The organism is Nakamurella deserti (assembly GCF_003260015.1).
Classification (GTDB): Bacteria; Actinomycetota; Actinomycetes; order Mycobacteriales; family Nakamurellaceae; genus Nakamurella; species Nakamurella deserti.
Map to the genome: position 1 here is coordinate 204,788 of NZ_QCXS01000002.1, position 17,836 is coordinate 222,623.

The 17,836-nt window shown below is 72.0% G+C and carries 17 protein-coding genes; 9 read left to right on the forward strand and 8 right to left on the reverse strand.

Going from position 1 to position 17,836, the window contains the following annotated elements; translation table 11 throughout:
- The first annotated feature begins 225 nt into the window (after positions 1-225).
- Positions 226-1,956, forward strand: a complete 1,731-nt coding sequence (locus DB033_RS01215) for a DEAD/DEAH box helicase (RefSeq protein WP_420814016.1) — start codon at positions 226-228, stop codon at positions 1,954-1,956.
- Between the two features lie 25 nt (positions 1,957-1,981).
- Here DB033_RS01215 and DB033_RS01220 read toward each other — a convergent pair whose 3' ends face one another.
- The 5 genes from DB033_RS01220 to cei all read right to left on the reverse strand — a co-directional run bounded on the left by DB033_RS01220 (position 1,982) and on the right by cei (position 6,819).
- Positions 1,982-2,524: a hypothetical protein gene (locus DB033_RS01220; RefSeq protein WP_111765099.1), complete on the reverse strand. Its 543-nt coding sequence runs from the start codon at positions 2,522-2,524 to the stop codon at positions 1,982-1,984.
- 236 nt (positions 2,525-2,760) lie between these two features.
- The gene (locus tag DB033_RS01225) at positions 2,761-2,964 is read right to left on the reverse strand and encodes a DUF7455 domain-containing protein (protein WP_111765100.1); all 204 of its coding nucleotides are present in this window, start codon (positions 2,962-2,964) and stop codon (positions 2,761-2,763) included.
- Positions 2,965-3,504: 540 nt separating this feature from the next.
- Entirely contained in the window at positions 3,505-4,890 is a 1,386-nt protein-coding gene (locus DB033_RS01230) for an RNA polymerase sigma factor (RefSeq protein ID WP_111765101.1), read from the reverse strand.
- Between the two features lie 312 nt (positions 4,891-5,202).
- Complete coding sequence (gene ppgK / locus DB033_RS01235; protein WP_111765102.1) at positions 5,203-6,006, reverse strand: polyphosphate--glucose phosphotransferase; 804 nt, start codon at positions 6,004-6,006, stop codon at positions 5,203-5,205.
- Between the two features lie 72 nt (positions 6,007-6,078).
- Positions 6,079-6,819, reverse strand: coding sequence for an envelope integrity protein Cei (cei, locus tag DB033_RS01240; protein WP_111765103.1), 741 nt, complete (start codon positions 6,817-6,819; stop codon positions 6,079-6,081).
- A gap of 387 nt (positions 6,820-7,206) precedes the next feature.
- On the opposite strand from cei, the gene DB033_RS01245 reads away from it, so the two are divergent.
- From DB033_RS01245 to DB033_RS01260, 4 genes are all read left to right on the forward strand, one after another.
- Complete coding sequence (locus DB033_RS01245; RefSeq protein ID WP_111765104.1) at positions 7,207-7,506, forward strand: DUF4193 domain-containing protein; 300 nt, start codon at positions 7,207-7,209, stop codon at positions 7,504-7,506.
- A 90-nt stretch (positions 7,507-7,596) separates the two neighbouring features.
- Positions 7,597-8,067, forward strand: coding sequence for a pyrophosphohydrolase domain-containing protein (locus DB033_RS01250; protein WP_111765105.1), 471 nt, complete (start codon positions 7,597-7,599; stop codon positions 8,065-8,067).
- A gap of 98 nt (positions 8,068-8,165) precedes the next feature.
- On the forward strand, positions 8,166-8,534 hold the full coding sequence (locus DB033_RS01255; protein WP_111765106.1) for an OB-fold nucleic acid binding domain-containing protein: 369 nt from the start codon (positions 8,166-8,168) through the stop codon (positions 8,532-8,534).
- A complete protein-coding gene (locus DB033_RS01260) occupies positions 8,531-9,277 on the forward strand; it encodes a DUF3159 domain-containing protein (protein WP_240615678.1) in 747 nt (248 codons plus the stop codon). Before DB033_RS01255 ends, DB033_RS01260 begins: the two co-directional genes overlap by 4 nt.
- Before the next feature lie 371 nt (positions 9,278-9,648).
- Here DB033_RS01260 and DB033_RS01265 read toward each other — a convergent pair whose 3' ends face one another.
- Both DB033_RS01265 and DB033_RS01270 read right to left on the reverse strand, forming a co-directional pair.
- Positions 9,649-10,302, reverse strand: a complete 654-nt coding sequence (locus DB033_RS01265; protein ID WP_111765107.1) for a potassium channel family protein — start codon at positions 10,300-10,302, stop codon at positions 9,649-9,651.
- A complete protein-coding gene (locus tag DB033_RS01270) occupies positions 10,302-10,967 on the reverse strand; it encodes a potassium channel family protein (RefSeq protein WP_111765108.1) in 666 nt (221 codons plus the stop codon). Before DB033_RS01270 ends, DB033_RS01265 begins: the two co-directional genes overlap by 1 nt.
- Positions 10,968-11,088: 121 nt before the next feature.
- Between DB033_RS01270 and DB033_RS01275 the strand changes: the two genes are divergently transcribed.
- Positions 11,089-13,116 carry an APC family permease gene (locus DB033_RS01275; RefSeq protein ID WP_111765109.1) on the forward strand — a complete coding sequence of 676 codons (2,028 nt, stop codon included), beginning with the start codon at positions 11,089-11,091 and terminating at the stop codon, positions 13,114-13,116.
- A gap of 25 nt (positions 13,117-13,141) precedes the next feature.
- The gene (locus DB033_RS21565; protein WP_276309179.1) at positions 13,142-14,494 is read left to right on the forward strand and encodes a class I SAM-dependent RNA methyltransferase; all 1,353 of its coding nucleotides are present in this window, start codon (positions 13,142-13,144) and stop codon (positions 14,492-14,494) included.
- 4 nt (positions 14,495-14,498) lie between these two features.
- Here the strand turns inward: DB033_RS21565 and DB033_RS01285 are convergent, their stop codons facing one another.
- Positions 14,499-15,227, reverse strand: coding sequence for a glycerophosphodiester phosphodiesterase (locus tag DB033_RS01285; protein WP_157970437.1), 729 nt, complete (start codon positions 15,225-15,227; stop codon positions 14,499-14,501).
- Positions 15,228-15,443: 216 nt separating this feature from the next.
- Between DB033_RS01285 and dxs the strand changes: the two genes are divergently transcribed.
- Together dxs and DB033_RS20470 are read left to right on the forward strand one after the other, a co-directional pair.
- Positions 15,444-17,354: a 1-deoxy-D-xylulose-5-phosphate synthase gene (dxs, locus tag DB033_RS01290; RefSeq protein ID WP_240615679.1), complete on the forward strand. Its 1,911-nt coding sequence runs from the start codon at positions 15,444-15,446 to the stop codon at positions 17,352-17,354.
- Positions 17,351-17,821, forward strand: a complete 471-nt coding sequence (locus DB033_RS20470; RefSeq protein WP_157970438.1) for a GNAT family N-acetyltransferase — start codon at positions 17,351-17,353, stop codon at positions 17,819-17,821. The genes dxs and DB033_RS20470 overlap by 4 nt, the downstream gene beginning before the upstream one ends.
- Positions 17,822-17,836 lie beyond the last annotated feature (15 nt).

Genomic DNA, 17,836 nt, shown 5'->3' on the forward strand with positions numbered 1-17,836 from the left:
CGGCCGACACCGTCGGCGGCACCCCGTTTTGTGATGTTCCCGGCGCCCCGTCGGACCGTCGGGGGCGCGTCGCCGGACCGGGCCACCGGCTCCTGGCCGGTACCATCGGACGCGGCGTTCGGCCGGTGGGAGACTCCCGGCGGACGTCGTCCAGGGACACCGCGGGCTCCGGCCGGCGGGTTCGACAGACGTGGCGAGTGTCGTGGCAGAGGTGGGGGAAGCACGGTGTCGGTGGCCCCCTCGGCCCCAGTCGGTCCGCGTCTGCGGGCGTGGCAACGCGAAGCACTGGCCGCCTACGAGGCCGCCGACCGCAGCGATTTCCTGGTCACCGCGACACCGGGTGCGGGCAAGACCACGTTCGCGTTGGCGCTGGCCACCACGCTGCTGTCGCGCCGCGTCGTCGACCGGGTCGTCGTGGTCGCCCCCACCGACCATCTGCGCACCCAGTGGGCCGACGCCGCCGCCGGTGCCGGGCTCAGCCTCGACCCCACCATGACCAACGCGCAGGGCCCTGTCCGCGACGGTGCCCACGGCTACGTCACCACCTACGCCCAGGTCGCCGGCCGCCCGGCCATCCACGCCGCCCGGGCGCTGCGCAAGCGCTCGCTGGTCATCCTCGACGAGATCCACCACGCCGGTGACGGCCTGAGCTGGGGCGAGGCGGTCGCCGAGGCGTTCGACGGCGTCCAGCGACGGCTCAGCCTCACCGGGACGCCGTTCCGGACCCGGGCCGACGAGCGCATCCCGTTCGTCCGTTACGAGACCGACGGTGACCTGCTGCGTTCGATGGCCGACTACGGCTACGGCTACAAGGACGCGCTGACCGACCGGGTGGTCCGGCCGGTGGTGTTCGCCGCCTATACCGGGGTGTCGCGCTGGCGGAACTCCGCCGGCGAGGTGATGGCCGTGTCGCTCACCGAGAACAGCACCAAGTCCGTCGAGCAGGCCGCCTGGAAGACCGCGCTGGACCCGGCCGGTGGCTGGGTGCCCCACGTCATCGCCGCGATGGACGAGCGGATCACCCACCTGCGGGCGACCACCATGCCCGACGCCGCGGGTCTGGTGCTCGCGTCGGACCAGGACGACGCCCGTGCCTACGCCAAGATCGTCCAGCGCATCACCGGCGAGAAGCCGGCGCTCATCCTGTCCGACGACCCGAAGGCGTCGAAGAAGATCGAGGCGTTCCGGACGTCGAAGGACCGCATCGCGGTGTGTGTGCGGATGATCTCCGAGGGCGTCGACGTCCCCCGCGCCGCGTGCCTGGCCTGGATGACGTCGTACCGGACGCCGCTGTTCTTCGCCCAGGCGGTGGGCCGCGTCGTCCGCGCCCGCAACCCCGCCGAGTCGGCGACGGTCTTCCTGCCGGCAGTGCGCCCATTGCTGGCGCTGGCCGCGGAGATGGAGCTGGACCGCAACTTCGTGATGGTGCCGCCGAAGAAGGACACCGAGCTCGGCGACGACCTCGCCGATCCGCTGGACATGCCGGTCGTGGAGTCCGAGCCGGACGGCGTCAAGCGCAACGAGCACCTCGAGTCCGACGCCGAGTTCGCGCACCTGCTCAGCTCCGGACGGGCGGTGGTCGCCACCGCCGCCGGCCCGGCGACCGACGAGGAGGAGGACTTCCTCGGGCTGCCCGGTCTGCTCACCCCGGAGCAGACGGCCGCCCTGCTGACCCGGCGTGACTCGGAGCTGCGGCGCCGGGTGCGGGCCGTGCAGTCGGAGACGCTGCCGGCGGAACCGGCTCCCGAGATCAGCGCCGGACAGGAGGGCTGGCGGGCCGCCGCGGCGTTGCGCCGCGAGGTCAACCAGCTGGTCTCCCAGGTGGCGGCCCGGACCGGCGCGCCGCACGCCAAGGTGCACGTGCAGTTGCGGACGGCCATCCCCGGGCCGGTGTCCTCGGCCGCCTCGGTGGACGTGCTGGAACGCCGACGGGACCATCTGCTCGGGATGCTCTGAGCCGGACGGGCGCGGCGCCCGACCGTCAGCTGCCGAGCGCCTTGAACGCGCCGAACAGCCCGACCACCGCGGCGGCCACCGTCAGGTACCAGCCCAGCTCCCCGCCGGAGAACAACGCCGACGCGGGGGAGCCGAGCACCCGGCTCGCCTGGACGACCAGCCAGACGGCGGCGCCGCCGACGCCCAACGCCACCAGCAGGGCGGCGAAGCCGATCGGGCCGTGGGTCATCGGCAACAGCGACGCCAGGCCCAGCAGGATCAGGGCCGCGCCGCCGACCGTGACGACCAGCAGCGCGATGCGGGTGACGGATGCGGTGGTGTTGGTGTGCGGGCCCAGCTCGGTGAGCAGCTGGCGGCCACTGACGACGGTGCCACCCAGCGGATCGGAGCGCCCGACCGGCCATCCCGTGAGCAGGTACTGGGTGACGCCACAACCGCCGGCCAGCACCAGCAGCAGGAAGGCGATCGGGTCGGCGCGTGGTCCGGCCGGGCGGCGGGGTTGCTGGTCGGACGCGACCGGCCACGGCGGGGCCGCCCCGGCACCGACCGATCCACCGGCGTAACTCATCGGACCACCTCTCGACGGATGCGCACCCGGGTGCGGACCCGGGTCTGCGGGGACGGGGCACGTGCCCCTCGATCCTCACCCACGCCGGTACCCGTTGCCGGCCGACCGGCCCGCGGCAGCCGGGTGATCCGCAGCGCCCGGCGGGCGTGGTCGGTGTCGCACCTGCCCCCCGACGCCGAACGGGGCGGGTCGCCTCTCGGCGACCCGCCCCGTCCGGGACGAAAGGAGAGCGGACCTCAGACGGAGGTCGTCTTCCGGGTGTCGTGGATGACCGCGGCCAGCTGCTCCAGGCGGTCCTGGTGCTGGCGTCCGTGGTGGCCGCAGAAGAGCAGCTCGCCGCCGGTCGGCAGGGTCACGCGGATCGAGGCCTGGGCGCCGCAACGATCGCAGCGGTCGAGGGCGGTCAGTGTGGTGGTGGGTGCGGCCGTCGTTCCGGTCATGATGTGTCCTCCCGTCGATCGAACGTGGCGCTCCCGCGCTGCGTTCGTACCGTCTATTCGATGCTCCCGTTCGTACGGATGGGTCCTGGTGAGGTACCCGTTTCACTCCGTACGAAGCGATCTACCGCCGGCCGCGAGGGGCCGGATGCAGACCCGGGACCGATCTCGGACCAGCTCCGTAACCAAATGCTGCCATCGAAATGTTCCTGCCGGATGACAAGCCGGTGTGTCCGTGGACACGCTTGGATACCGATTGCGTCTCGGCCCGGGCGTCGACGGAGGTAACGCCGCAGGTCACGGTGGGTGACGGCGCCGCCGACGGCGCCCGTGCCGGCCGTGGCGACGCCGCTGGGGACGGCGCGTGTTCGCTGACCGCAGAACCCGCGGGCGCCACGGTGTACTGTCCGCGTCCACTCGGCCGAACGGGTCCCTCCAACGCCGAAAGGCGCCGGTCGGTCGACCGGCGCCCTCGCGGCAGCTCACGTTGGGTGTCCGGCCGGTGGCGACCGGACGGCGCCCGGTGCGGACGCCGGGTGATGCCTACTCCAGGTAGTCGCGCAACACCTGGGACCGCGACGGGTGACGCAGCTTCGACATCGTCTTGGACTCGATCTGGCGGATCCGCTCGCGGGTCACCCCGTAGACCTGACCGATCTCGTCCAGGGTGCGCGGCTGGCCGTCGGTGAGCCCGAAGCGCAGCCGGACGACACCGGCCTCGCGCTCGGACAGCGTCTGCAGCACGGCCTGCAGCTGGTCCTGCAGCAGCGTGAACGACACCGCGTCCACGGCCACCACGGCCTCGGAGTCCTCGATGAAGTCACCGAGCTGCGAGTCGCCCTCGTCGCCGATGGTCTGGTCCAGCGAGATCGGCTCCCGGGCGTACTGCTGGATCTCCAGCACCTTGTCCGGGGTGATGTCCATCTCCTTGGCCAGCTCCTCCGGGGTGGGCTCGCGGCCCAGGTCCTGGAGCAGCTCGCGCTGGATGCGGCCGAGCTTGTTGATGACCTCGACCATGTGCACCGGGATGCGGATGGTGCGGGCCTGGTCGGCCATGGCGCGGGTGATCGCCTGCCGGATCCACCAGGTCGCGTAGGTGGAGAACTTGAAGCCCTTGGTGTAGTCGAACTTCTCGACCGCACGGATCAGGCCCAGGTTGCCCTCCTGGATGAGGTCCAGGAACGCCATGCCGCGGCCGGTGTAACGCTTGGCCAGCGACACCACCAGACGCAGGTTCGCGCCCAGCAGGTGGTTCTTGGCGCGCTCGCCGTCGCGGCGGACCCAGTTCAGGTCACGGCGCTGCTGGGTGGTGAGCTTCTCGCCCGCCTCGGCCAGCTGACGCATCTTCTCCGCCGCGTACAGGCCACCCTCGACGCGCTTGGCGAGGTCGACCTCCTCCTCGGCGTTGAGCAGCGCGACCTTGCCGATCTGCTTCAGGTACGCCCGGACGGAGTCCGCGGACGCGGTGAGCTCGGCGTCGCGACGGGCCTGCTTGAGGGCCTCGGACTCCTCGTCGTCGTCCCAGCTGAACTCACTGGACTCGGCGGTCTTGCCGGAGCCGGCCGTGGCGGTGGCCGTGCCCTCGCCGTCGTCCTCGGTGTCGTCGTCGTCCTCGGCCGGTGCGGCCTTGACGATCGCGGCACCCGCAGGGGCGTCGTCGGCGACCACCTCGACGTCGGCGACGTCGACCTCGACGGCCTCGTCGGCGCCGTCGACCAGGCTCAACGCACCCAGGTCGTCGTCGTCCGCCGGCGCGGCGTCGTCGGCGGGCGCGGCCTTGGCGGTGGCCTTGGCCGCGGTCTTGCGGGGCTTCGCGGGAGCGGCACCGGCCGCGCGGGCCCGGGACCGGGTCGCGGGGGCCGCGACGGCTCCCGGCTCGGCGGTCACGCCGTCGGCGGGGGCGGAATTGGACGATGCTGCAACTGCCACGGAAAACCTTTCACGAACGGCGGCGCCTGTAGAACCCACCACACAACGACCCCAGTCCACCCGCCGCCGGGAACAGCGACGCGGTGCCGTCCAGGCAGGAACGGACACGGTGAAGGAAGGATTGGGGATCGGACCTCGACGGCCCGGTATCGGCGACGTGACCATTGTAGCCGCGCAACCGCTCCCGGCCGGACGGAAACGGCCCGATCAGGGCGTACGTGATCGCCCGGAATCGCCACGGGGCGCCCGACGAGGGGTCGCCGACCGCTCGCGGTCGGCCCGGACCGGCCGGGTCCGGCCCCCCCGGCGGGGTCAGAGCAGCTTCTGCTCGCGGGCGGCGAGGGCGGCGCCGACGATGCCGGCGTTGTTGCGCATCGCGGCCACCTTGACGGGGGTCCGGGTCTTCAGGTGCGGCACCCACTTGTGCGGGTTCTTGGTGATGCCACCGCCGAAGATGAACAGCTCCGGCCACAGGAGGTTCTCCAGGTGCGTGAGGTAGCGGTTGGCCCGCTTGCTCCACTGTTCCCAGTTCAGCCCGTCCCGGTCCCGCGCGGACGCCGCGGCCTTCGTCTCGGCGTCGTGGCCGTCGATCTCGATGTGGCCGAGCTCGGCGTTGGGGATGAGCACCCCGTCGTTGATCAGCGCGGTGCCGATGCCGGTGCCGAAGGTGACGACGATGATCAGGCCCGGATGGCCCTTGCCGGCGCCGTAGCGGACCTCGGCCAGACCGGCGGCGTCGGCGTCGTTGAGCGCCGTCACCGGCCCGGGGACGTGCCCGCTGACCGCGTCGACCAGCGACACCCCGACCCAGGACTCGTCCATGTTGGCCGCGGTGTGCACGACGCCGTGGGTGACCACGCCGGGGAAGGCGCAGCCGTAGGGCCCCTGGTAGTCGAAGTGCTCGGCGATCTGGTGCACCGTCGACGACACCGCGTCCGGGGTGGCCGGCTGCGGGGTGTCCAGGCGGAAGCGCTCACCGATCAGCGTGCCGTCGGTCAGGTTCACCACCCCGCCCTTGATGCCGGTGCCGCCGATGTCGATACCGAACGCGGTGGTGTCGGGATCCACCTCCGGGGCGGGCGCGGCGGACGGGTCGGGCAGCACGGGCACGGTCATCGGCGGGAACTCCTTGAGGACGGGGGAGGGGCGGGCGGGTGCGTCAGGGGTCGTGCGGAGTGTCGTGCGGAATCAGGACGGGCAGGTGGCGGTCGGCAGCGGGAAGGTCGTCGGAACGGTCGGTGCGGCCTGCGTGACGCCCTCGATGACCGCCGGTGGAGTGGAAGCCTGACGGATGGCCTCGAGCTGCGCCTGCTGATCCTCGGTCAGGCCGGTGTCGTCGAACAGCGCACCCACCGCGAACTCCACCGAGTCGTCGAAACGGTCGTCCTTCACCAGGGTCGCGCAGGGGGCCACGATCAGCACCGTGCGCGCCGCCTGCGCGCCGGCGTCGCCGTAGCGGATCTCGCCCCAGCAGCGCAGGTCGCGCAGCGGGTACAGGGAGTCGTCGGCGGCTTCCCGGATCGACTCGAAGCCCGCCTTGCGCCACGACTCCGTCACCGTCTTGGCCATCCCCGGGGTGGTGCTGGCGTTGACCACCCGCAGCAGGACGGTCGAGGGATTCGCCGGGCGGGTGTCGCGGAGGGTGTTGCGGTCGGTGATCTCGCCCAGCGTCGTGGTCGGGGTGGCCGTCTCGGTCGGCGCCTCGGCCGAGGTGGCCGCCGGGTCGGTGCTCGCGGCGTCGCCGGTGGCGCTCGCCGCGCTCGCCGCGGGCGCGGCGCCGGGCTGATTACAGGAGTTGTCCGCCGCGGGCTCCGGCTTGAGCACCACGATCCAGGTGACCGCGGTCACCAGGAGCAGCACGCCGATGATCACCAGCGCCGGCCAGCGGTTGCGCCGTCGGTAGGCCTCGGGTGCGCGATCGCTGCTCAACGGGGGAAGCCTCTTCTCGGTCGGCGCACTCCGGTCGGAGCGTCGAGGGCGGCGCGCGGGCCGGGTGGGCCCGGGAGCCGGGTGCCAGACTATGCGTCAGCCCGGTGATCGTCGTGCTCCCGCGCACCCTCGACGCGCGGTGCCCGCGAAGTCCGCTACCCTGCTGCCGCCGGACACGGAATTCTGCCCGCTATCCGCACGGCATCTCGGGCACAAAACCAGGGATCGGTGCGTTAGCTGACAGGCCGGTCCGCACAGACACCGCGGGCCGGGTGACGAGCACCACGCACCGGACGACCCGCGCTGCCGACCGACCGCACGCAACCGGACGTTTCCGCAGGACCGGCGCACGCTCTCGCACGGAGAGGGACGAGAAAAGGACACCCGATGGCTACTGATTACGACGCACCACGACGCAACGAGAGTGAAGAGCAGGGGGAGGACTCCCTCGAGGAGCTCAAGGCCCGGCGCAACGAATCCCAGTCGGCCGTCGTCGACATCGACGAGAGCGACACCGCGGAGTCGTTCGAACTCCCCGGCGCCGACCTTTCCGGTGAGGAGCTCACCGTCAAGGTCGTGCCGAAGCAGGCCGACGAGTTCACCTGCACCGTCTGTTTCCTGGTGCAACACCGCAGCCGGCTGGCCCGCGGCTCGGACGGCCACGAGGTGTGTGCCGACTGTGCCTGACGGCACCCCGCGCCGCCCCCGGCGGCGCACCCCCTCCGGATCCACCGCGGGTCGGCTCGCGCCGGCCCGCCGGTCCGGGACGCGTCACTGATGGCCGCCGCGCCGTGCAGCCGCGCGGCGGCGCAGGTCGCGGAGTTCCACACCGCCTACGAGCTCCCGCTGCGGACGTCCGCGACGGTCGAGGTGGGCGACGCGCAGGTGGAACTGCGCCAGGCGCTGATCGAGGAGGAGGTCGCCGAACTGGCGGCCGCCGCCCGTGCCGGTGACCTCGTGGGCGTGGCCGACGCGCTCGCCGACATCGTCTACGTCGCCTACGGCACCGCCCACGTCTACGGGATCGACCTGGACGCGGTGATCGACGCCGTCCACACGTCGAACATGACCAAGCTGGGCGCCGACGGCCGCCCCGTCCGCCGGTCCGACGGCAAGATCCTCAAAGGGCCGGACTACCGCCCGCCGGAGATCGCCGCCGTCCTGCACCGGCTGATCGACGACATCGTGACCGACGACGCTGCCTCCGGCGCCGCCGACACCCCGCCGGACGCCCCGCGCCGCGCCTAAACTGGCATCAGCGGACCGGGCCGTGACCGGCCCCGCTGCCGCACCGGACGTCCCACCGACGTGCTCCGACAGGGAGCGCAGGATCGCAGGTGATACCCATGGCTGGTGGATTGAAGCGCTGGCTGAGCACGCTCGGCCGCGATGACGACCAGCTCGAGGCGCAGGCACTGACCGAGTCGTCGGACAAGTGCGGCGCCCAGCACGCCCAGCAGTGCCGGATGGGGCAGGTCGTGACCGTCCAGGGGCGGCTGCGGTCCGTCGACCTCAAGCCCGCCGACTCGCTGGCCACCCTGGTGGCCGAGCTCTACGACGGCACCGACGCGATCCACCTCGTGTGGCTCGGCCGCCGCTCCATCCCCGGTGTCGAGCCGGGCCGGACCATCCTGGCCAAGGGCCGGATCGCCAACCGGGACGGGGTCAAGACCATCTACAACCCCGACTACGAGCTGCGCCCCGCGCTCGTATGAGCTCACCCTCGCCGCGGCCGACCGGTACCGGGCCGACCGCTCCCGACGGCGTGCCCGCCGCCGCTCCCGACGCGACCGCCGACGCCACCGGACCTGACGCCCGGACGGCACCGGCGCGCACCACCCCGACCATCTGGGACCAGATGGGCGGACCCGCCGGGATGCTGGACTCCGGGCTGCCGGTCGTCGTCTTCGTCATCGCCAACGGCATCGGCGGGCTCACCGCCGGCATCGTGGCCGCGCTGGTCGCCGGGGCGGCCATCTTCGCGTTCCGGCTGGCCCGCCGGAAGCCGGTGACCCAGGCGGTCAGCGGTTTGCTGGGGGTGGGCATCGCCGCGTTCATCGCCTACAAGTCCGGCTCGGCCGGCGGCTACTTCAAGCTCGGCATCTGGAGCTACCTGGTCTACGGGTCGGCGCTGCTGGTGTCGATGATCGTCCGGTGGCCCGCGGTCGGGCTCATCTGGGAAGGCATCAACGGCCGCGGCACCGCGTGGCGCCGGGACCGGGCCCTGGTCCGCCGCTACGACTACGCGACCCTGGTGTGGGTGGTGGTGTTCGCCGCCCGCTACCTCGTCCAGAACGCACTGCTCGGCCGCGACGAGATCGGCTGGCTGGGCTTCGCCCGGATCGCCATGGGCTACCCGCTGTGGATCCTGGCGATCGGCGCGTCCGTGTTGATCGTGATGCGCGGGACCGGCTGGAAGCGCCCGCCGCTGACGACGCTGCTGGGGAAGAAGAGCTGATGGAACCGTCGGTCTCGGCCTGATCGCTGCCGGATGCGGTGATGGTGGCGCCGGGAGTGAGCCGCGCGGCGGCCCGGCCCCCGTGGGCCCATCGCGTCGGAGGTCGGGCTCGTTCCCGCTGGTTTCGGCGTGATTCCTGCCGGATTCCGGTGATGGTCACGCCGAATCGAGCGTGGCGGCGGCGGCCGGGTCACCCGGTCGATCGCCTCGGGGGCGGGGCCCGCCCACTGGTTTCGGCGTGATGACTCCCGGTTCACGGTGATGGTCACGCCGAAACTGAACCTCCGGACGAACGCGCAGCCGACGAGCCTCCGCGGTGGCGGGAACCGGTCAGCGGACGGGACGACCTCGGCCCGGCCGCGTGCCCGCACTCAGTGCAGCGCCTCGCGGAGCTCGTCCTCGACCTCGGTGGAGGCGACGAACAGCAGTTCGTCGGCGGGCTCCATCGGCACGTCGGGTTGCGGGACGATGACCCGCCCACCACGCAGGATGGCCACCAGGGCGGCGTCGCGGGGGAGTTTGAGGTCCCGGACGGCCAACCCGGCCAGCGGGGTCGCCTTGGGCAGCGTGACCTCGACCAGGTTGGCCTGCCCCTGCCGCAGGGTGAACAGCCGCACCAGATCGCCGACGCTGACGGCCTCCTCGACGAGCGCGGCCAGGATGCGCGGCGTCGAGACGGACACGTCCACCCCCCAGGCCTCGGTGAACAGCCACTCGTTGCGGGGGTCGTTGACCCGGCCGACCACCCGGTTCACCGCGAACTCCGTCTTGGCCAGCAGCGCGACCACCAGGTTGACCTTGTCGTCGCCGGTGGCGGCGATCATCACGTCGCAGGTCTGGATGCCGGCGTCCTCGAGGCTGGTCACCTCGCAGGCGTCGGCCAGCACCCACTCGGCCTCCTCGATGAGGTGCGGCCGGATGTTCGTCGGCTCCCGGTCGATGAGCATCACCTGATGGCCGTTCTCGATCAGCTCGCCGGCGATGGACCGACCGACCGAACCCGCTCCCGCGATGGCGATACGCATCAGTTCACCTCGTCCGGGCTCATCGACGACACCGAGGCCAGCCGTTCCATGTCGCTGGTCAGCACGGTGGCGTAGATGAGGTCACCTTCCTGGATGACGGTCTGCCGGTCGGGCAGCAGGCCCGCCCCGAACCGGACCACGAACGCGGTGCGCATCCCCAGCGCCGTCTCCAGCTGGGCCAGCGGCAGGCCCAGCCAGTTGCGGTGGTAGGGCACCTGCGCGACGAGCACGGTGCCCGACGGGTCGCGCCACTCGCTGACCAGGCCGTCGGGGATGACCGCCCGCAGCAGCCGGTCGGTGGTCCACGGCACCGTCGCGACGGTGGGGATGCCCAGACGCTCGTAGACCTGGGCGCGTTTGGGATCGTAGATGCGGGCCACCACGGTCTCCACGCCGAACTGCTCGCGGGCGACCCGGGCGGCGATGATGTTGGAGTTGTCGCCGGAGCTGACCGCGGCGAACGCGTGCGCCTCCGGGACCTTCGCCTCGATCATCGTGTTGCGGTCGAATCCGATCCCGAGGATCTGCAGCCCCTTGAAGTCCGGGCCCAGCCGCCGGAAGGAGGCCTCGTCCCGGTCGATGACGGCGACCGAGTGCCCCCGCAGATCGAGGATCCGGGCCAGGGACGAGCCGACGCGGCCGCACCCCATGATCACGATGTGCACGAGCGAGATCTCCGTCCAGACAAGCTTCTCGGGCGCACGACCGGGGGCCGGAAGGCCGCGTCACAGTATCGTGACCCCGCGTGGCACCGGAAGTACGGTGCCCAACGTAGGCTCGCGTGCTGTGTCGAAGCTAACCAGCACCGCGAAGCGCATTCTCGTCGGTCGCGCATTCCGGAGCGACAAGCTCGCGCACACGTTGTTGCCCAAGCGGATCGCGCTGCCGGTGTTCGCCTCCGACGCGCTGTCCAGCGTCGCCTACGCCCCCGCCGAGATCTTCATCGTGCTGTCGGTGGCCGGGCTGGCCGCCTACGCCTACGCCCCCTGGATCGCCGCCGCCGTCGCGCTGGTGATGATCGTGGTGGTGCTGTCCTACCGGCAGAACGTGCACGCCTATCCCAGCGGCGGCGGCGACTACGAGGTCGCCACCAAGAACCTCGGGCAGCGCTTCGGTCTCGTGGTGGGCAGCGCGCTGCTGGTCGACTACATCCTCACCGTGGCCGTCTCGACGGCGGCCGGCGTGGCCAACATCGGCTCGGCCATCAAGTTCGTCGGTGACCACAACGTCGCTTTCAGCGTGGGCATCATCGTGCTGGTCACCGCGGCCAACCTGCGTGGCCTGAAGGAGGCGGGGGCGGCGTTCGCGTTCCCCGTCTACGCCTTCATCATCTCCATCTTCGCGATGCTGGCCACCGGGCTGGTCCGCTACTTCTTCGGCTCCGGGGAGATGCTCGCCGAGAGTGCCGACTTCCAGCTGGAGGCCACCCACGGCAGCACCGGCATCCTGCTGGTGTTCCTGCTGCTGCGGGCGTTCTCGTCCGGCTCGGCGGCACTCACCGGCGTGGAGGCCATCTCCAACGGCGTGCCGGCGTTCAAGAAGCCCAAGGCGAAGAACGCGGCCACCACGCTGGCCCTGATGGGCCTGATGAGCGTCACCATGATGATCGGCATCGTCACGCTGGCCATCGTGACGAAGGTGCACGTCGCCGAGCCCGGGGTGGTGATGATCGGCCAACCCGCCGACTACCACGAGAAGACGGTGATCGCGCAGATCGCCCAGGCGGTGTTCTCGGGCTTCCCACCGGCGTTCTACGTGGTGTCCTTCACCACCGGTCTCATCCTGGTGCTGGCCTGCAACACCGCGTTCAGCGGCTTCCCGGTGCTGGGCTCGATCCTCGCGCAGGACCGGTTCCTGCCGCGGCAGCTGCACACCCGGGGCGACCGGCTCGCGTTCTCCAACGGCATCGTGTTCCTGGCCGTCGTCGCGATCATCCTGATCATCGCGTTCCAGGCCGACGTCACCGCCCTGATCCAGCTCTACATCGTCGGCGTGTTCGTGTCGTTCACCTGCTCGCAGGGCGGGATGATCCGGCACTGGAAGCGGCTCATCGACCGGTCGTCGGACCCGGCGGAGCGCGCGGTGCTGCGGCGCAAGCAGATCATCAGCGCCACCGGTTTCGGCCTCACCGGCACCGTGCTGGTCATCGTGCTGATCACCAAGTTCCTGTCCGGCGCCTGGATCACCATCCTGGCGATGGCGACCATCTACAGCGTGATGGTCGCCATCCGCCGGCACTACGACCGGGTGGCCCGCGAGATCGCCGCCAACGAGGACGACCTCGTGCTGCCCAGCCGGGTGCACGCCATCGTGCTGGTGTCGAAGGTGCACCTGCCGACGATGCGGGCACTGGCCTACGCGCGGGCGACCCGGCCCGACATCCTCGAGGCGGTGACGGTCAACGTCGACCCCGCCGACACCGCGAACCTGGCGCGCGAGTGGGAGGACCGCGAGCTCCCGGTCTCGCTGAAGGTCATCGACTCGCCGTTCCGCGAGATCACCAAGCCGATCCTGGACTACGTCCGGCGGGTCCGGCGGGACTCGCCGCGGGACGTGGTCGCGGTGTACCTGCCGGAGTACGTGGTCGGACACTGGTGGGAGCAGATCCTGCACAACCAGTCGGCGCTGCGGCTCAAGGGCCGGCTGCTGTTCACCCCCGGGGTCATGGTCACCTCGGTGCCGTGGCAGCTGTCGAGCTCCAAGAACGTCGAGCAGCGCATCGACGAACGCGGTGAGCGGGAGATCTCGGCGGCCGGCCGCCGCTCCGCGGCCACCCGCATCGAGGAGCAGGAGCCGTTCACCAGCCGCTCCTAGGTCCACCGGCCGGTCCTAGACTGACGTGTCACGCCCACGCCGACCGAGCGGATCCGTCATCAGTACTGAAGTCCCCGACCTGAACCCCGACACCCCGCAGACCCCGGCGGTCGCCGATGCCGCCACCACCGCGGTCGACGCCTCCGACCTGGCACCCGGGGACGTGGTCGCGCTCGAGGTCGGGCCGGTCGCGCACGGCGGCCACTGCGTCGCCCGCTACCAGGGCCGGGTGGTCTTCGTCCGGCACGCGCTACCCGGCGAGCGGGTCCGGGCCCGGATCACCGAGGCCAAGTCGGGATCGTTCTGCCGCGCCGACGCGATCGAGATCGACGTCGCCGCTCCGGGCCGGGTCACCCCGCCGTGCGTGCACTTCCACCCCGGCGGCTGCGGTGGCTGCGACTTCCAGCACGCGTCCCCGGAACTGCAGCGGGAGCTGAAGACGACAGTGCTGCAGGAGCAGCTGCACCGGTTGGCCACGGTCGACCTGCCGGCCGGGGTGGGCGCCGTCGAGCCGCTGCCCGGCGACGGGTTCGGCTGGCGCACCCGGGTCCGCTGGGGACTGGCGCTGCAGGACGGCCGGGCGCTGCTCGGCCCCCGGGTGCAGCGGTCGGCGGCCCTGGTGCCGGTCGGCCCCGAGGCGCCGTGCCTGATCGCCTCCCCGGGGCTGTCCACCCTCGCGGTGGACGTCGCGGAGCAGCTCGCGCCGGACCTCACGCCCGAGGACGCCTTCGAGATGGTGCTGACGATGGGCGAGGACGGCACCGAGCACGTCACCGAGGCCGGGGCCGCGGACGCCGACGTGGTGTGGGAGACCGTCAAGGGCCGCCGCTTCGCCGTCGCCGCGGACGGGTTCTGGCAGGCCCACCCGGCGGCCGCCACGACGTACGTGGACACCGTGATGGACCTGCTGCCGGACGACCTGACCGGCGGGACCGCCTGGGACCTCTACGGCGGGGTGGGGCTGTTCGCCGCGTTCCTGGCCGACGCGGTCGGCGTGACCGGCACCGTGGCCACCGTCGAGCTGGACCGCACCGCCACCGCGCTGGCCCGGCACAACCTCGCCGGTCTGCCGCAGGCCCTGGTGAAGTCCGGGATGGTCGAGAAGGTGGTCGGGACGCTGCCCGGCCCGGTCGACGCCATCGTGCTGGACCCGCCGCGCACCGGCGCCGGCCGGAAGGTCTGCGACGCGATCGCCGGCCGCAAGCCCCGGGTCGTGGTCTACGTGGCGTGCGATCCGGCGGCGCTGGCGCGCGACACCGCGTTCCTCGCCACCGGCGGCTACCGGCTGGACACCGTCCGGGCCTTCGACGCGTATCCGCAGACCCACCACCTCGAGGCCATCGCGCGGTTCGTGCCGGTGGACGCCCCGGTCGACTGAGGGGTCAGCGCCGCCGCTGCCACTCCAGCAGGGTGGCCGGGCGGTCGGTGATGATGCCGTCCACGCCGAGGTCGGTCAGCCGTTCCCAGTCGGCCTCGTCGTTGGCGGTGAAGGTGACGACCGAGATGCCCGCGGCGTGCAGGTCGTCGACGATGCCGGGCCGGGCCAGCAGCGCGGTGTACTCGGGGTGGTAGGACGCGAGTCCGTGCTCGCGGCACAGCGCGACCGGGTCGTCGTCGAGGTCGTCGCGGAGCAGGCCGAGCCAGCAGTGCGGGATGTAGCCGGCCAGCTGCGCCAGCACGTCGAGCTCGAAGCTCTGCAGCCACACCCGGTCCATCGTGCGGGTCGCGCGGATGACGGCGAGCTCGATGACCAGTTCGTCGTCGGTGTGCGGGCCCTTGATCTCCAGCAGCACCCGGCCGGTGGCGGGCAGCGCGTTGAGGAACTCGTGCATCGTCGGGATACGCAGTGCGCTGAGGTCCTCGACGCCGCGGAGCCGGCTGAACCAGCTGCCGGCGTCCAGCGCGGCCACCTCGGTGAGCCGGCTCGACCGCAGCTGCCCGACGACGGAGCTGATCCGGTCGAGCGTGTCGTCGTGAAACAGCACCGGGACCAGGTCGGCCGTGGGCTGGACGTCGGTCTCGATCCACTCCACGTCCGCCGACCACGCGGCCTGGAAGGCCGCGAGGGTGTTCTCGGGAGCCAGATCACTGGCTCCCCGGTGACCGATCACGAGCGGTGCCGCGCCGTGTCGGAGGAGGGACTCCGCTTGTCGGAAGCCCAGTAACCGGCCTGTCATGATCCGTAAACTACGGCAACAGGGTGAACTTCCGAGGTCGTCGCCGAGAAGATCGTGTGACGTCGTCGGGTCCGCCGGGGGTGCATCACCCGACCGTGATCAGGCGTGTACGGGCCGCCGGGGGACGCGCCGACCCGGTACCGTCGAAATGTGCCAACCAGTGACGCGCCGTTGCCCTCCGATCTCTCTCCGGCGTACCTGCGGGGACTCGACCCGACGGAGCTGACCGACCTCGCCGAGCGCATCCGGTCGTTCCTGGTGAACCGGGTGTCCCGCCGCGGCGGCCACCTCGGGCCCAACCTCGGGGTCGTCGAGCTGACGATGGTGCTGCACCGGGTCTTCGATTCGCCGCGTGACCCCATCGTCTTCGACACCGGTCACCAGGCCTACGTGCACAAGATCGTCACCGGCCGCGCCGACCGCTTCGACACGCTGCGCACCCGCAACGGCCTGTCCGGGTACCCGAGCCGCGCCGAGTCCGAGCACGACTGGGTGGAGAACTCGCACGCGTCGACCTCGCTGTCCTACGCCGACGGCATGGCCAAGGCGTTCCAGGTGCGCGGCGAGCGCGACCGCACCCCGGTCGCGGTCATCGGCGACGGGGCACTCACCGGCGGGATGGCCTGGGAGGCGCTGAACAACATCGCCTCGGCCAAGGACCGGCCGCTGGTCATCGTGCTCAACGACAACGGCCGCTCCTACGCGCCGACCACCGGCGGCATGGCCGAGAAGATGGCCACCCTGCGGACCCGGCCCGGGTACGAGCGCGCCCTGGGCCAGGTGAAGCGCCGGCTGCCAACCGCGCCGGTCGTGGGCCGACCGCTCTACCAGGCGCTGCACGCGGTCAAGCGCGCCGCCAAGGACTTCTTCCTCCCGCAGAGCATGTTCGAGGACCTCGGCCTGAAGTACGTCGGCCCCATCGACGGCCACGACTTCGAGGCGCTGGAGAAGGCGCTGGTCAGCGCGAAGGAGTTCGGCGGGCCCATCCTGGTGCACTGCCTGACCCGCAAGGGCAACGGCTACGGCCCGGCCGAGAAGGACGACGCCGAGCGCTTCCACTCGCCGCCCGCCTTCGACCCGCAGACCGGCCTGCCGCTGGCGAAGTCGGCGTCGACCTGGACGTCGGTGTTCGGCCGCGAGATGGTCCGCGCCGGCGCCGAGCGCCCCGACATCGTCGCCATCACCGCCGCGATGAGCGGTCCCACCGGGCTGGACCCGTTCGGCGCCGCGTTCCCGGGTCGGCTCTACGACGTCGGGATCGCCGAGCAGCACGCGCTCACCTCCGCCGCGGGGCTCGCGCTCGGCGGGGTGCATCCGGTGGTCGCGGTCTACGCCACCTTCCTCAACCGGGCCTTCGACCAGCTGCTGATGGACGTCGCCCTGCACGGGCTGCCCGTCACCGTGGTGCTCGACCGCGCCGGCGTGACCGGTGAGGACGGCCCCAGCCACCACGGCATGTGGGACCTGTCGCTCGCCGCGATCATCCCCGGGCTGCGGGTGGCGACCCCGCGGGACGCGGTGACGCTGGCGGCCGAACTCGACGAGGCGCTCGCGGTCTCCGACGGGCCGACACTGCTGCGGTTCCCGAAGGGGGCCGTGCCGGACACCATCCCGGCGGTCGGCACCGAGGGCGGCATGGACCTGCTCGCCCGACCCGCCGACGGCTTGCCGCAGGACGTGCTGCTGGTCGCCGTCGGCGCGTTCTGCGGCACCGCCGTCGAGGTGGCGGCCCGGCTCGCCGACCAGGGCATCGGCGTCACCGTCGTGGACCCGCGATGGGTGCTGCCGGTGCCGGCCGCGCTGACCACGCTGGCCGCGGCACACCAGCTCGTCGTCACGCTGGAGGACGGTGGCCGTCGCGGCGGCATCGGCGCCGCGGTCACCGAGGCGCTGCGCGCGGTCGACGTCCCGGTCGCGGTGTTCGGGCTGCCGCAGGAGTTCCTCGAGCCCGGGCCGCGCGCCGAGCTGCTCGTCGACGCCGGCCTGTCGGCGCAGGCGGTGGCCCGGTGGATCACCGAGCGCGTCGCCAGCCGCGTGACCGCCGAGCAACCCACCCCGTGACCGCCCGCTACCGGCTGGACGACCTGCACCCCGCAGCCGACCAGGCCCTCGCCGTCCGGCTGCACGCGTTGCAGCAGGCCGCCTACCGGGTCGAGGCCGCGCTCATCGACGACGACCGCATCCCGCCGCTGCACGAGACCGTCGACGACGTCCGGGCGGCACCGGTGCACTGGGTCGGCGCCTACTCCGGACCGGACCTCGTCGGCGCCCTGGCGTGGACCGAGGTGGCCGACGGCTGGGACATCGACCGGCTGGTCGTGGACCCGCCGCGCCACCGGGAGGGCGTCGGATCGACCCTGCTGCGGTCGCTGATCGAACGGGCCGGTGGCGTGCAGATCACCGTCAGCACGGGCAGCGGCAACGCACCGGCCCGGGAGCTCTACCTCGGCCACGGCTTCCGGCCGGCCGGCGACATCGAGGTCATCCCGACCCTGTGGGTCAGCCAGTACGTCCGCCCGGGGGACTGAGCACCTCCGGATCCG